Origin of the sequence: Bacillus marinisedimentorum (assembly GCF_001644195.2) — a bacterium.
Classification (GTDB): domain Bacteria; phylum Bacillota; class Bacilli; order Bacillales; family Bacillaceae_O; genus Bacillus_BL; species Bacillus_BL marinisedimentorum.
The window spans coordinates 1-13934 of the sequence record NZ_LWBL02000053.1 but is presented as its reverse complement, the minus strand read 5'-3'; the positions used below and the strand labels follow the sequence as shown (position 1 = coordinate 13934).

Sequence of the window (13934 nt, the reverse complement as noted above, 5' to 3'; positions counted from 1 at the left end):
GATTCAACACACGAATAGCACCATAATCAGTAGGATAATTGCTTCATTCAAGGCCTTATATCAACTCTTACAAGAAGAACAGCCGACCATCACTTTTACGGTGTGGCCCGCTGTTCTTCTTGTTATTAAACGTGTTAAGGAGGGATTTTTAGCTTTTTGTGTCCATCTTGTAAGCTGGTTATTATTCTGTATCCTTCCATCCGCTCGGCGGCAAAGTATCCCAGAAGGAAGTGTCCGCTGTTTCGATCGAGCCGTCGGCGATTGCTTCCGCTGCAGCTTTCATGGCAATGACGGCTTGCTGGATCAAGTATCCGTTGCTTTTCTGGCCCAGTACGTATGGCTCGTAATAGTGATCCGCCATGCCGCGCATTTCCAGAAGCAATGTCGATACGCCGTACTCGACTGCAAGTCCGTTTCGGCTGATGGTGGGAGCTGTCCCGCCGTTATATTTCGACAGCGTGCCGAAGCCCCGCTCTTCAACAGCATCATAAACGACCGCGCCGAGCTGCTTGGAGCGTTCACGGACTTCCGGATCAACATTTTCATTTGTCGGGTAAAGGATCGAGCCGGATACGAGCTTATCACTGTCTCCGAGTGTAGTCTGAGTTCCCTGGTGATGAAGGTCAATCATATAGTCTGGTTTGTATTTCTGGAGGACGTTCTGGTGGAGTGCGGCGGTTTCAGGTTCGTTCCGGTCGACATGGTCGCGGTTTAGATCGATCCCATTCGCATTGTACCGTGTGTGCGTTCCTGCAACATAGTCATCCAGTGAAAAATTGACATCCCCCTCAGCGCCATCGACATTAAGCCGCGGTGCAATAAGGATATTGACGTTTTCAAGGACATCCTTGACCTCCTGGCTGCTTGTGCTCAAATACTGAATCATTCTCAAGGCGCCTTCTGTCGTGAGGACTTCATTTCCGTGCTGCTGTGTCAGGAACAGGATAGTAGGGTTTTCGGGATTTTGAATGAATTTTGCTATGTAGAGATCCCGATTATTCACCGACTGGCCGTACACTTCCAGATCCAATGCTTCAGACTGCCGGTCAACCCGTTCAAGCAGCGTCACCATTTCATCGTACGAATGAAGGCGTTCATTCTTAATCGTTTCATTTCCGTTATAATTCGGGCCTTCACCGGCAAGGGCCTGACCTTCAAAAACTGACATTGAACCGGCACCCAACAGCATACCTGATAAAGCGATGTTTAAAAGCTTTTTCTTCACAAACATTCCTCCTTGAAAAAGTAAAGTGGTGTTCAGGTATACCGCTTCGCCTTTGAAGACTTTTTACCCTTCCGAGTGATGAAAAAGGGTTCTTCCATCCTAAATAGTTTCAGATATGAAGAAAAGTGATGAAATCCTACCCTTTTTCCTGCGTTCATTTTCCCTTTATTAGTCGGATGATGTCGAGATTTTTGGAAGAAATGTGAGTTATGGATTGGGGATTTATTCGAACGCATTAGGATAATAAACCTCAATCACTGTTTTATTTTTTGAAAGGTTGTTTTCATAAATATTGCTGCTAATTTAAAAAAAGGTTATTACACACAGGATTTTGCCGGATCACTGGTTCGGCCCGGCAATTGGCGACCTTGCCCAGTCGCTTGGCATGAGTGCAGCCGGGCTGCTCTTCATAAAACTGGCGGATCCGGGCAATGAAACCCCCGCTAAGGATGCATTCAGCTACAAGCAGATGCTTGTTGATGTATTCGTTGGCGGAGGTTTTGTTACAGCGGCTTCCATCTTTTTGATAACTGCTTTCGGGGCGGTGCCGGTCCTTATTGCTGCAGCTGTCATCACCTTGGGCTGGCTGGCACTCGGACTGTTTATTTCGGTAAACGTTAAGCGTTCAGTTCCTGATGCCAGAGGATGAAAAGAACGTTCCATTTTCCTTAACAGGGGGTAGGTAAATAACAGGATAGCTGCATTTCCTTATTTATCCTTAACAATAGACGCTTCTAAGATAGAACCAGGGAAACAAACAGGCAAGGGGGAAAATAGATGGAACACGAAAATCGGAACCTTTTGACTTCAGCCATCCTTTTAGGCCTCGGCGCAGGGGGTGCGATTGACGGCATACTATTTCACCAGCTGCTGCAGTGGCACCATATGCTGGACCATGATCATGTTGGCCTGGCGATCTTCACTGACGGGCTGTTTACCATTCTGTTCTCCGCTTTGCTCTTATGGGGCGGCGTCAATATATTCCGTCACGCACAACGCGGAGAACTTGGCACCAGCCTCCGGACATTCACCTCCGGCATTCTGATGGGGGCGGGGGCATTTAACCTTATTGAGGGTATTATCGATCATCATATTTTGCAGCTGCACCGGGTGCGCCCGGCGTCAGAAAACCCGCTGCTCTATGATATCGCCTTTCTGCTCATCGGCCTGATCCTGTTTTTGATCGGCTGGGCATTGCATCCGAAGGAGGAATGAAGCGGTGCCTGTCACTCGTCGATATATGTCGAATCAAACACGATAAAGCCCGGATAACCGGGCTTTTTGTATGCGCAAAATTCGACAGGTGCCTGTCACTTTGCAGTGTTTTATACACTGAGGTGTATTTATGTGCGAAATATGAAGAAAGTGTGAAACTGAGCACAAAAGTTGGGTGAAAACAGGCAAATAGTGATTGGTATCACACTTGTTTGTTTGATAATTGCATAAGATGAAAGCGAACGATAGGGAACAACATGTCCCATTCAAACCAGATGAAAGGGGTGAAAATATGAAGCAAACGCTCATTATTTTCATTGCAGCAGCAGTTGTCGGTTTCAGCGGAGGTTTTTTCGCATTTGAAGGATTCGGCAAGTCCGATTCAGCTTCAGAATCAGCCTCAACGGAAGTGAATGACAGCAGTACATCAGAGGAAAGCGCTGGTGAAAATGAAGCACCGGAAGCCAAAGAGGAAGAGAGCAATCAGGATTCCGGGGCAGAGACTGTTTCGGCCAGCGGTGAAATCCTTGATCAGCGCGGATGCCTGGCGTGCCACTCTGTTTCTTCATTGAATTTGGAAGGCGGAGCAACCGGTCCGGATTTATCAGACGCGTACACCTCAGTTGAAGGAAAGCACGGCAAACCGATTGGCGAATTTTTGAAAGAACCGACGTCGGCAGTCATGTCGAGTGTAATCGGCGGCCAGCCGCTGACAGATGAAGAACATGCCGCCGTTCTGGAAGCATTGAAGGCTGCATCAGAAAAATAATTGTAAACGGATTCAAAGAAGAAACGGACCCTATTGTTTTTATAAAACCAAGTTACCCAATGGATTTACTACCTATTTGGAGGTGTTTCATTTGAAGAAGACAATACCGGCAATCTCCGGTTTGCTGGCAGGTTTTTTAGTCGCATTCATCTTTTTTACCGATTTCTCCCCGCAGTCACAGCCGCAAGGAAATGCCAGCGAAAAATCGAACGCGGAAAAGGTTTATGTCCCGTTTGGTGAAAAAGATGAGTATTACCTCTTTGCTTCAGGCGGCCACTCAGGCCAGATGTTCGTGTACGGTGTGCCGTCCATGCGCCATATCCGCACATTGCCAGTTTTCTCTCCGGATTCAGCAACAGGATGGGGATTTGACAAACACTCACGCGAAATGATGGGTGAATACACGTGGGGCGATTTGCACCATCCTGCATTCTCGGAAACAGACGGGGATTATGACGGCAAGTACTTGTTCATGACGGATGTCGGCAACAGCCGGGCCGCAGCAATGGACCTTGAGACATTCACAACGATCGATATGATGGACGTACCGAACACAAGCGGCCCTCACTGCGCGATGTTCGTCACAGAAAATACGGAGTACATGTTCCTGCCGACTCGTTTCGCCGTTCCGATCGGAAGCGAGTATGAGTCACTTGATGATTACAGCGAAAAATACCGCGGCGTCATGTCAGCCGTCACATTCAATCAGGAAACCGAAAAACTTGATATCGCATACCAGGTTGCACTTCCGCCTTGGTCCTATGATCTTTCCGATGCCGGTAAAGGCGTATCAAAAGATTGGGCCGTCATCACGACTTACAACACGGAAGAAGCAACGACTAACCTTGAAATCAACGCTTCCCAGGCTGACCGTGACTATATCGTCCTGTTCAACTGGAAAGAGCTTGAACAAATGGTCAAAGACGGCAAGTATGATGAAGTGACAGACCAGAAAATGATCTTCCCAGAAAAGCATAAAGGCGGCATGTACCTTGTACCTGTTGCAAAATCACCGCACGGCGTCGATGTTACACCTGACGGCAAACGGTTCATCGCATCAGGAAAGCTTGCACCGACAAACACTGTTTACTCGTTTGAAAAAGCATTCGAAGCCATTGAAAATAAAGATTTCGCTGGAGAGAAGAACGGAATCCCTGTTTTGAATTATGACTCTGTCATGGAACGCGAAGTGAATCCTGAAAATGCACTCGGACCGCTTCATACCCAGTTTGACGATGAAGGCATGGCATATACAACGATGTTCATTTCTTCTGAAATTGTGAAATGGGATCCGAATACAGGCGAAACGCTTGACCGCGTACCGGTTCAGTACTCACCTGGCCATGCGGTTGCAGCTGAAGGCGACACAGTAGACCCTGATGGTAAATACATCATTGCGTTGAACAAAATCGCGAAAGACAGTTATCTGTCAGTCGGGCCATCCCATCCGGAATCAATGCAGCTGATCGACTTGACCGGGGACAAAATGGAAGTCATCCACTCAGCACCTGTCAACCCTGAGCCGCACTATGCCCAGATGATCAAAGCGGATAAGCTGGATCCGATTAAAGTGTATCCGAAAGAAGAAAAGCGTGAGAATTCGGTCTGGAATCAGGAAGATGCAAAAATCGTCCGAAAAGGCAACGAGGTTCATGTTTACGGTGTGGCACTCAGATCGAAGTTCATCTTTGACCATGGTGCCGAACGTCCTGATGTTATCGAGGTGAACGAAGGAGATAAAGTGTATATCCATCTCACCAACATTGACCTTGACCAGGACATCACACACGGATTTGCAATCAACCAGTACGATCTAAACATGGAAATGCAGCCTGGACAGACGAACACAGTTGAATTTACAGCAGATAAAGCCGGCACGTATCCGATTTACTGCTCGAATTTCTGCTCGGCACTCCATCAGGAAATGACAGGATACTTCCTCGTCAAACCGAAGGCTGAGTAAAAAAAGAGGGGGAAACGGCAATCAAGCCGCTTTCCCTCCCTGTTTTTAAAACAGTGTGAAAAAGGGGTGATTTTGATGAAACGAAACCTTTCCATTCCATCAGCCATTGTATTAGCCGGAGCAGCGGTTCTGCTGGCGCTATCCATCCAGTTCCCGTGGTGGGGCATGGAATTCATAGCTCCGCAGTATCCGGAAGGACTTGATATCATCGTCTATCCGGATAAAATGGAAGGCCAGATTGATATCATCAACGGGCTCAATCATTATATCGGCATGAAAGAATTCAGCGAAGAAAGTTTTCCGGAACTGCAGTATCTTCCTTATATCATTTATGGAATGGCTAGCTTAATTTTAGCAGCTGCAATCATCCGCAATAAAAAATTCCTGTACGGCATCATCGGGCTGTTCGCAGTCGGTGGAGTGATAGGAATCTATGACATCCACCGGTGGCTGAAAGATTTCGGCACCGATCTCGATCCGAAAGCGCCGATTACCATTGAACCGTTTGTGCCGCCGATCCTTGGCGAAAACGTACTTGCCAATTTTGTTACACACAGCTATTTTACAACGGGTTCGTTCATTCTTGGCGCGGCATTTTTACTGCTGCTGTTTCCGCTCTGGAAGGATCGTGGTCAGGCATGAAAAAACTTATCTCTGCCATGATCGTTCTGCTGGCCGCCTTCGGGTTTGGAACGGCAGCAAATGCTGAAGCTGACTTGCAGCAATTGATAGATGAAACATCGGCAGGAGAAGTACTGCTCCTTGATGCAAAAGAATATGCCGGCAATGTCATCATTTCCCGTCCGATTACAATCAAAGGGAAAAAAGGAACCGTCATCCGCGGCAGCGAAGCAGGCAATGTGCTCGCTGTTGAGGCGGATGGCACGGTGCTCCAGCAGCTTCAAATCAAAGAGACCGGCTTTGACCGCAATTCCGGTGAGGAGTATGCTGCTATCAAATTGAAGTCAAACGGCAATACGGTTAAAGATATCACGATCACGGATTCTTTTCACGGCGTCTATTTGAGCCAGTCGCATGACAACAAGATTGAGAATGTCCGGGTCACCGGCATGAAAAACGGCGAAGTCGCAGGACAGGGAAACGGCATCCATCTTTATTATTCTAACGCTAACAAACTGATAGATAACGAAATCGAAGGCACCAGGGACGGCATCTTTTTCGATTACTCCAATGACAATGAAGTGGTTAAAAACCGGATCAGCCATACCCGTTACGGCCTCCATTACATGTATTCCAACGACAATACGTTTCTTGAAAACATCTTCACATACAATATTGGCGGAGCGGCCGTGATGCACTCCGATCGAATCGAATTAAGGGAAAATGAATTTTCCTTGAATCAGGGGACCCGTTCATTCGGACTGCTCCTGCAATCAAGCAACCGGAACATCGTGAACGACAATACTTTTTTTCAAAACCAGCGCGGACTGTTCATCGATCAGTCCACGAATAATCGAATCTCAGATAATAAAATTTTTCAAAACCAGATTGGAATTGAACTGTGGTCCAGTTCAAGAGATCAGGTTTTCACGAAAAACCGCTTTACCGGCAATACTGCCGAAGTCATCACGCTCGGAGGGGATGCCTCCAACAAGTGGAGTGACAATGGGGAAGGAAATTATTGGGGAAACCAGCGCCTGTTTGATTTGAATCAAGACGGAGTCGGAGACCGCCCTATCGAATATAAATCTGCCATTTATCAATTGATTGAAGAAAACGAATTGGCCTATCTGTTTTTGAAAAGCCCGGCAATCGGCGTTTTTGAAAAAATGAACGAAATCGTCAGCAAGCAAAAAGTGATGGTCGTTGATGAGCATCCGCTTATCCACAGAGAAGGAAAAGGGTTATTTGCATGGAACACCGCCGGGGTATTGACCGGTGCGCTGTTACTTTTCTGGTATAGAAGGTGGAAAAAATGAGTATGTACATCTGGAAAGAATGGAAAGAACAAACACGGAGCAAAGGGCTTTGGCTTGCGGCCGGCATGGTATTCCTCATTAATGCCATCCTCATGCTCGAAGCGCGCAGCCTGCCGGTTGAACAGGGGTTCACAGCCCTTTTGCTCTCGCTTCATGAAATGAACGTATACTTGATTCCGATTCTCGGCTTGTTCATTTCATCCTTCGCGGTCATACAGGAGAAGGAACTGAAGACATACATGATGCTGACAACGAAACGGGAATCGAAGCGGAGTTTTTTATTGAAGAAAAGTCTGGCAGTTCATGCCGTCACTCTGTCTGTTTTCATAGCCGGCACGCTTATTATGGCACTGCCGATGAAGCTGTTCTTCCTGTTTGATATGAAGCACTTTTTGGCCTTCTTGATTACGATTGCAGCCTTTTTGATCATCTTTAATCAGATCGGCATCTTTCTCGGAAGCATTTGCACAACGAGGATGCAGCTGGTCGGAGCTAATATTTTCACATGGTTCTTCTTTTTGTTCCTGACCGATATCGGTTTCATGTATGCCCTGCCGGCGGTATCGTATGACAACATCCAGATCTTTTCCGTCTTTTACTTTATCGACCCGCTCCATGCCCTGTCCTTTTACCTGGATACGGCGCTCGGCGTGCTGTCGATTGACCACTTGTCAAGATTGATGGACAAAATGGTGTTTGTGCATCCTGCCGTCTTCCTGGCAGTCAATGCTGTCATCTGGTCGGCGCTGTCCTTCGAACTTGCAGTCAGGTTGAACAAAGGAGGGGAACGGGCATGATTGAAATCCACGGGCTCTCACAATCATACAAAAAGAAGCAGGTGCTCGACAGTATCGATCTTCATGTTGGAAAAAATGAACTATGCGCACTTGTCGGCCGGAACGGAGCCGGAAAATCGACGCTGATTCATTCCATTCTCGGCATTTTGCCAATCAAACAGGGGGATGTGGTGTTGAACGGCACTCCATTGAAGCAAAAGGGCTGGAAGAAAAGTGTTGCGTACTTGCCGGAAAAGTTTCATCTGTATCCCCATCTGACCGGGGAGGAAAATATGCGTTTCTTTGCATCGCTTGACTCGAAGAACCCTGATGAGGCGGCAATTGCGGAAAAACTGAAACAGGTGGACCTGGAAGATGCAAAGGATGTCCAGGTAAAGGAATACTCGAAGGGGATGCTGCAGCGCCTCGGGCTTGGCATCATGCTTTATTATGACACGGAAATTTTAATTTTGGATGAGCCGACAAGCGGCCTCGATCCGATGGGAAGGCAGGAAATCCTTCGCATTCTGAAAGGACTTGAGGATAAAACCATTTTGCTGTCATCCCACCACATGGATGAAATCAAGCAAATTTGTACGCATGTCGCCTTTTTGGAAAATGGAAAAATGACGAAATACTCCGTTGGCGAGTTCCAGGAAAAGCTGACAGCAGGGGGAGAATACTAATGAAAAAACTAATGATTGCCTTACTGGCGCTGATTATGCTTACAGCATGCGGAGCAGAAACAAGCTTGCAGGCAGACGTAAAAGAGACATCAGGTTATGTTCAGGGTGAAGCGACAGAAATCGTTTTAGCCATTAATGATGAAAAAGGACCGGCTGAAGGGCTGGATGTGAGCGGCGTTCTCGAAATGGCCAAGATGGACCACGGAACAATAGAGGTGGAATTCAAGGAGCAGTCCGCCGGAACGTATGCCAGTTCAGTCGAACTGCCGATGGGCGGCGAATGGCAGGCTGACCTGACACTGGAAAATGACGGGGAACAAGCCGAACAGCTTGTCACATTTGAAGTGGCCGAAGCAGGAAAAAAAGCTGGCACAGCCTCCGCCGATCAGACAGGTGCCATCGCAACGGTTAATGGATTTGAAATTACACAGGAAGATCTCGCTTTTTACGAATTGATCAACAAAATACAAATCGAAATGTATAAAGAGTCTGATGAGAAGAAATACGAGGGAGAAGAACTTGAGCAGGCGCTTGCCTATTGGGATGCCCAGGAGCAGGCGACAACTGACAGGAACACCCTGCTTTCACAGATCATCCGCCTGCGGGCGGCAAGCCTCCTTGCCGAGGAGAAGGGTCACACCGCATCAAATGACGAAATTGCCGCTGAACTTCAAAAAGCACGCCAGCAATACAGTGCTTCACCGGCAGCAATGGCGCTTGTAAAGGAATACGGGGAAGAAGCGTTCTGGAATAAACAGAAAAGCCAGTACGGCATGATCGTTCTCACTCAAAAAGTGCAGAAGGACATGATCGACCGTGTAAAAGAAGAAAACCCTGAATCTGATACAAAAGAAGTGAACGTCCTCGCCCAGAAAAAATATGAGGAGCTGCTTGTATCGCAGATGGGAACGCTAGATATTAATCTGCAGCCATAACGCGGTGCCTGTCACTCCCCGATATTTGTCGAACAACACAAAAAGCCCGGCCTGGCCGGGCTTTTTGTATTGACAAAAATCGACAGGTGCCTGTCACCTACCGGACACCTGCATAGTTAAACGACAAAACCTCATATGTCCGCTGGACAGGCACGCCGTAAATTTCCTCAGCTCTGTAGGCATGTACCTGTTCATAAATGAGGCCCATTTTCGTATAGATCCACTGGTCACTTACATCGGATGGGGACCAGCAGAGCACGTCCATGATGTTCGGCTTGTTTGTGATCGGATGGCGGCGGCGGTAGTCGATTGAGCGGGCGTGTGAGAAGTCATGGCGGTTATAAAAACGGATTCGGTTAATTGTATCAGGGTCGGAAGGATCGGGCGGGTCGACTTCAAGGATGATCGGCTTTTCTTTTTGTTTAAGAGTGCGGATCAGGCTGGAACCGATGCCGGCGCCTCTCTTTTTTCCTGTGATGATTATGTAGTCGATAAAGAGGAAATCGGCTTTTTCCAGATAGATTAAGAGGTGATTGTCGCTTTCATCCTTTTTGTATCCGGGTTGTTCGGTAAACAGAATGTCCATGTGATCTTTGGTTTTCATTTCTTCATCAGGGAAGTAGCTTGTCAGTTTTTCATACCAGTTCATCCCAGTATCGCTCCTTTTGAATAGTAATCTGACAAATTGCCATGGCAAGTATACAATGGGACGGTAATTTTTGGTACGGGGTTTTTTTGTCGGATAAAAAGAGGTTTACACGAAGGTAAAAGGGAATTTAAAAGATGTAAGAGTTTTCTGTCATATTATCCTAGAGGAGGTCCAATATGGAAGAAAAGATGAATAGTAAAACCGCACTGCTTGGATGGAGCCTGCAGGCCATCGAAGCAATAGACAAAATGAAACGTCCTTATGTCGTCGTAGGTCCGCCGGAGTTTCAGACGTTCGCTGACGAAAATGAAATCGAGTTCGTGCCGTGGCAGTTTGAGAGGCTGAACGAAAAATCGATAGAGCTGTTTGAGCAGCTCAATGAAATGGGCGTAAAGCTGGCTGTGCCGTTATACGAAGAAACAGTGGAATGGGCCGGTGCGCTTAATGCGCGATTCCGTGAAGACCCGCGGGTGTTCAACAGGGCGCTTTTGATGCGCGACAAGGGGTTGATGAAGAGAAAAGCGCAGATGGCCGGCATCAAAGTCGGTGTGTTTGAAGAAGCCCATTACCGGGAGGACATTCACCGGTTCCTGAAACGGGTGAATGAGGCCATGCTGAAAATTGAAGGCGAGGCGGAGGACCCGATCCACGTCAAGCCGCTGAATAAAGCCGGAACTGTCGGGCATCGCGTCATCCAGACGCCGCAGGATATCGATGCCATGACTGATGATGATTTCCCGTGCCTGATGGAAAGTCATCTGGACGGCCAGGAATTCTCATGTGAAGTGTTTATTCATAAAGGAAAAGTTTATTTTTTAAACATAACCGAGTATGTCCATCTCGGACATTCCAATTTCGTGCCGGCTTCTCCCTCCCTTGAAGAGTGGCGGCCGGTCATTAAAAAGGAGATCGAAAAACTCGTCGCTTCCTTTGAAATCGAATACGGCGTCATTCATCCTGAATGGTTCATCACATCTGACGGCACACTGCACTTCGGCGAAGTGGCAGCCCGGATCCCCGGCGGCCATATTTTCGACTTGATTGAGCGGGCTTACGGCTTCAGTGCATATGAGGCCCAAATCCTGTGCAGCGACCCTGATACGACTGAGGAAGAATTGCTGGAGTTTTTTCCAAAAGAAGTGGAGTCGGCAAAAGGGTTTGCTGGCAGCCTAATGGTATATCCCCAAGTCAAGGTCGTCGAAAAGCTGGCTGTTCCGGATGAGCTGAAAAGCCATCCGTATTTTGAGAAGCATGACCTGTTCATGCCGACGACTTCGAAGGTCGCGGAACGGGTCGGCTTCGGGAACCATTACGGCACGGTCTTTTTCTTTGGGGAAGACAGCGAGCGGATGCGGTCACTCCTGCTTGATTTCGAGCAATATGATTTTTACAAATAATTGGCGAAGGAGGGAAATGGCAACATGACAGTCAATTTGACAAAGGTCCGGGAAAAATTCGAGCAGGCGCTTGAAGCGCTCGATTCTGCTAAACCGTTCGCCAAAAGCATGTACCAGACTGAGGTTTTTCAGCAGGCTATTGATCTCGCCCTTGAGCCCGAAGGCCTCGATGTGCTGCTCGACTATGCCCACAAGTACGATGAAACGGGCGTTTTCAAGGGCGGCCCGTGGGAAGATGCATCTAAACTGCAGCCGCCGTTTGTCGGCGGTTCACTGCGGCTGAAAGGCGTCAACTCCATTGTTGAGCTGATGAGTGAACTGCGGATGCTCAGTATCGCAAAAGGAACAGTGGAACATGATAAAATCAGCCGCGGGGAGGCACAGGATTTTTTGAACGAAGTGATGGCCCTGAATCTTGATTTGCTGTTCCCGCCAGAAACGGAAGAAGGCAGGATGGAAAGCGGCGAGCATATCGACAGGGCACGCAGGCTCATTGATTTTCTCGGAAAGCAGTTGTCCTACAGGGCAATCGCCGAAAACCTCATTGATGAAATCGATCGGCTGACGGTACAGCGGCCGATCATGGTGAACCGAATCGTGAAAATGATCAAGACGGCGGAAAACTTGATGGATGAAGAAGTGAGCGGGCCGGCAAGGGAAAAGTTCGAGCACTTTGCCGCGGCACTCACACACCCGACTCCGTTAAGTGAGAAGCACCCGGACTTGCGCGGTTACAGGCTTGCGATAAAGGATGCTGATGAGGATGTGCTGAAGCAGGAGGCGGCTGCTTTTGCCGAGTCTATGCACGCCACCGGCCTTGTCGCACCGCATCATGCTGTGCTGATCCGCCATTTGAACCGGAATGTTCCAGATATTGTACCGTTTGCGCTGGACCTCTCTGAAAAAGGGACGGCCAATTTCAATGAGCATTTTGATCTTGTGACCCAGCTTATCCAGGTGGCGATCCATCCGCCGACCCGGCAGTCAGTGTACGGGCTTGCACGCATGCTTGACAGGGGCGTGCTCTCATCTCCGCCGGTCATACCGGGACTGCGGCGCCTGATCGAATTGGATATTCACCCGGAAGTGCGCGGCGTCCTTCTGAATACGATCAACAAACGGGAGGGAATCACAGCAAATGCGATACTCGTTTCGGGTGTCATCAGTGTGCTCGGGCAGCCGCTCGGTGTCGGACAGGGCTTGAACCCAACCTGCCAGTCGGCCCGCGGCATCAGCCTGTGGGCGCAGCACGGCCAGAGCTATCTGCTCGAAGTGATCGCACGGGCTGCCCGTGATAATGAAGTGGATATGAACTTCGAAGGGGAGATGCTGTACTCGAGCAAGATCGAAGGCGGACTCGCCCCGAATCTCCATACGGAACTCGATCCGGTTTCGCTGGTGCTCGTTCCGCACCTTGACCGAATCTATAATGAAATGATGAAGAAAACGCTGCTAAGGGGCGAAGACGGCCATAAATGGGTCAACCCGGAATTCTACGGCAACTTTATTTCGAGGGGATTCAGCAGTGTTCTCGATCCGCTCACAAATGCCGTCAGTGATTATCCTGGTTTTGTAAAACTGTTTTATTCAACTCATCATCCTGAATACAACGAAGGCCACGAGTTGATTTACCCGAATCCGGTCGGCATCTTCATCACCAATGTGCACGGCGGTCTGCTCGGGCTGCATGCGGTATCGATCCAGCGGGTTGCGAAAGACCCGGCAGGCGACTACCGGCTCTATTTCTATAACCCGAACAATGACAGCGGCCAGAATTGGGGCCAGGGCATTGAACCGAGCGTCCAGGGCAACGGCGAAGAGATCGGCGAATCATCGCTTCCGTTCCATGAGTTTGTTTCACGCCTTTATGCTTTTCATTACAACCCTTACGAACAGGGGGAAAGCTACATGGTGGAGGACGAGCTTGTGGAACAGGTTGTGGAACTTGCAAAGGGAAGCTGGGGGAAGGAATATACGTGGCTTCCGTAAAATTGGCGGGACCAAAAACAAGAGCAGCTAGCGGCTGAAGCCAGGCAGTTCTTTTTACAGGAGAACTATTAAAAATAGCAGATGAATTAGCATATCAATTAACATAAAATTGGTATGCTTTTTCATTGGGGTTGAAAAACAGCTTGTTACATAGATAATCAAATAATAGGGGTTATCATCATGTGAATTAGAGTATCAAATTATTGCTTGTTGGCTATGTTACTGCGAAATTGCAGCAGCAGAAGGGAATAGGGAATTGCGATTCAATTTGGAAAATGTGAAAATGTTGCGGGAATGATATTTTTCAAGTAAAGGGCAGGATTGTTCAAGAAGGAAATCTTCATAATCTTAGCCGTTCCCTTCCGCAGGGCATCCGGGGAACACCCTTGG

The 13934-nt window shown here is 48.2% G+C and carries 13 protein-coding genes; 11 read left to right on the top strand and 2 right to left on the bottom strand.

Annotation, left to right across the window (positions count from 1 at the left end):
• Positions 1-181: 181 nt before the first annotated feature.
• Complete coding sequence (locus tag A4U59_RS16065) at positions 182-1225, bottom strand: M14 family metallopeptidase (protein ID WP_070121389.1); 1044 nt, start codon at positions 1223-1225, stop codon at positions 182-184.
• Positions 1226-1556: 331 nt separating this feature from the next.
• Between A4U59_RS16065 and A4U59_RS16060 the strand changes: the two genes are divergently transcribed.
• The 9 genes from A4U59_RS16060 (at position 1557) to A4U59_RS16020 (ending at position 9509) form a co-directional block, all read left to right on the top strand.
• A complete protein-coding gene (locus A4U59_RS16060) occupies positions 1557-1874 on the top strand; it encodes a hypothetical protein (protein ID WP_070121388.1) in 318 nt (105 codons plus the stop codon).
• Positions 1875-2002: 128 nt separating this feature from the next.
• Positions 2003-2440, top strand: coding sequence for a DUF2243 domain-containing protein (locus tag A4U59_RS16055; RefSeq protein WP_070121387.1), 438 nt, complete (start codon positions 2003-2005; stop codon positions 2438-2440).
• A gap of 292 nt (positions 2441-2732) precedes the next feature.
• Complete coding sequence (locus A4U59_RS16050; protein ID WP_070121386.1) at positions 2733-3209, top strand: cytochrome C; 477 nt, start codon at positions 2733-2735, stop codon at positions 3207-3209.
• A gap of 91 nt (positions 3210-3300) precedes the next feature.
• Positions 3301-5172, top strand: a complete 1872-nt coding sequence (nosZ, locus tag A4U59_RS16045; RefSeq protein WP_070121385.1) for a Sec-dependent nitrous-oxide reductase — start codon at positions 3301-3303, stop codon at positions 5170-5172.
• Between the two features lie 75 nt (positions 5173-5247).
• A complete protein-coding gene (locus A4U59_RS16040; protein WP_070121384.1) occupies positions 5248-5814 on the top strand; it encodes a hypothetical protein in 567 nt (188 codons plus the stop codon).
• The gene (nosD, locus tag A4U59_RS16035) at positions 5811-7112 is read left to right on the top strand and encodes a nitrous oxide reductase family maturation protein NosD (protein WP_070121383.1); all 1302 of its coding nucleotides are present in this window, start codon (positions 5811-5813) and stop codon (positions 7110-7112) included. Before A4U59_RS16040 ends, nosD begins: the two co-directional genes overlap by 4 nt.
• Positions 7109-7909, top strand: coding sequence for an ABC transporter permease subunit (locus tag A4U59_RS16030; protein ID WP_245680574.1), 801 nt, complete (start codon positions 7109-7111; stop codon positions 7907-7909). Before nosD ends, A4U59_RS16030 begins: the two co-directional genes overlap by 4 nt.
• Positions 7906-8574 carry an ABC transporter ATP-binding protein gene (locus tag A4U59_RS16025; protein WP_070121381.1) on the top strand — a complete coding sequence of 223 codons (669 nt, stop codon included), beginning with the start codon at positions 7906-7908 and terminating at the stop codon, positions 8572-8574. The genes A4U59_RS16030 and A4U59_RS16025 overlap by 4 nt, the downstream gene beginning before the upstream one ends.
• The gene (locus A4U59_RS16020; protein ID WP_070121380.1) at positions 8574-9509 is read left to right on the top strand and encodes a FixH family protein; all 936 of its coding nucleotides are present in this window, start codon (positions 8574-8576) and stop codon (positions 9507-9509) included. The genes A4U59_RS16025 and A4U59_RS16020 overlap by 1 nt, the downstream gene beginning before the upstream one ends.
• A 97-nt stretch (positions 9510-9606) precedes the next feature.
• Here A4U59_RS16020 and A4U59_RS16015 read toward each other — a convergent pair whose 3' ends face one another.
• Positions 9607-10158 (bottom strand): hypothetical protein, encoded by a 552-nt coding sequence (locus A4U59_RS16015; RefSeq protein ID WP_070121379.1) that lies wholly within the window; start codon positions 10156-10158, stop codon positions 9607-9609.
• Between the two features lie 176 nt (positions 10159-10334).
• Between A4U59_RS16015 and A4U59_RS16010 the strand changes: the two genes are divergently transcribed.
• Both A4U59_RS16010 and A4U59_RS16005 read left to right on the top strand, forming a co-directional pair.
• Positions 10335-11555 (top strand): ATP-grasp domain-containing protein, encoded by a 1221-nt coding sequence (locus tag A4U59_RS16010; RefSeq protein WP_070121378.1) that lies wholly within the window; start codon positions 10335-10337, stop codon positions 11553-11555.
• A gap of 24 nt (positions 11556-11579) precedes the next feature.
• Positions 11580-13544 (top strand): hypothetical protein, encoded by a 1965-nt coding sequence (locus tag A4U59_RS16005; protein WP_070121377.1) that lies wholly within the window; start codon positions 11580-11582, stop codon positions 13542-13544.
• The last annotated feature ends 390 nt before the right edge of the window (positions 13545-13934 follow it).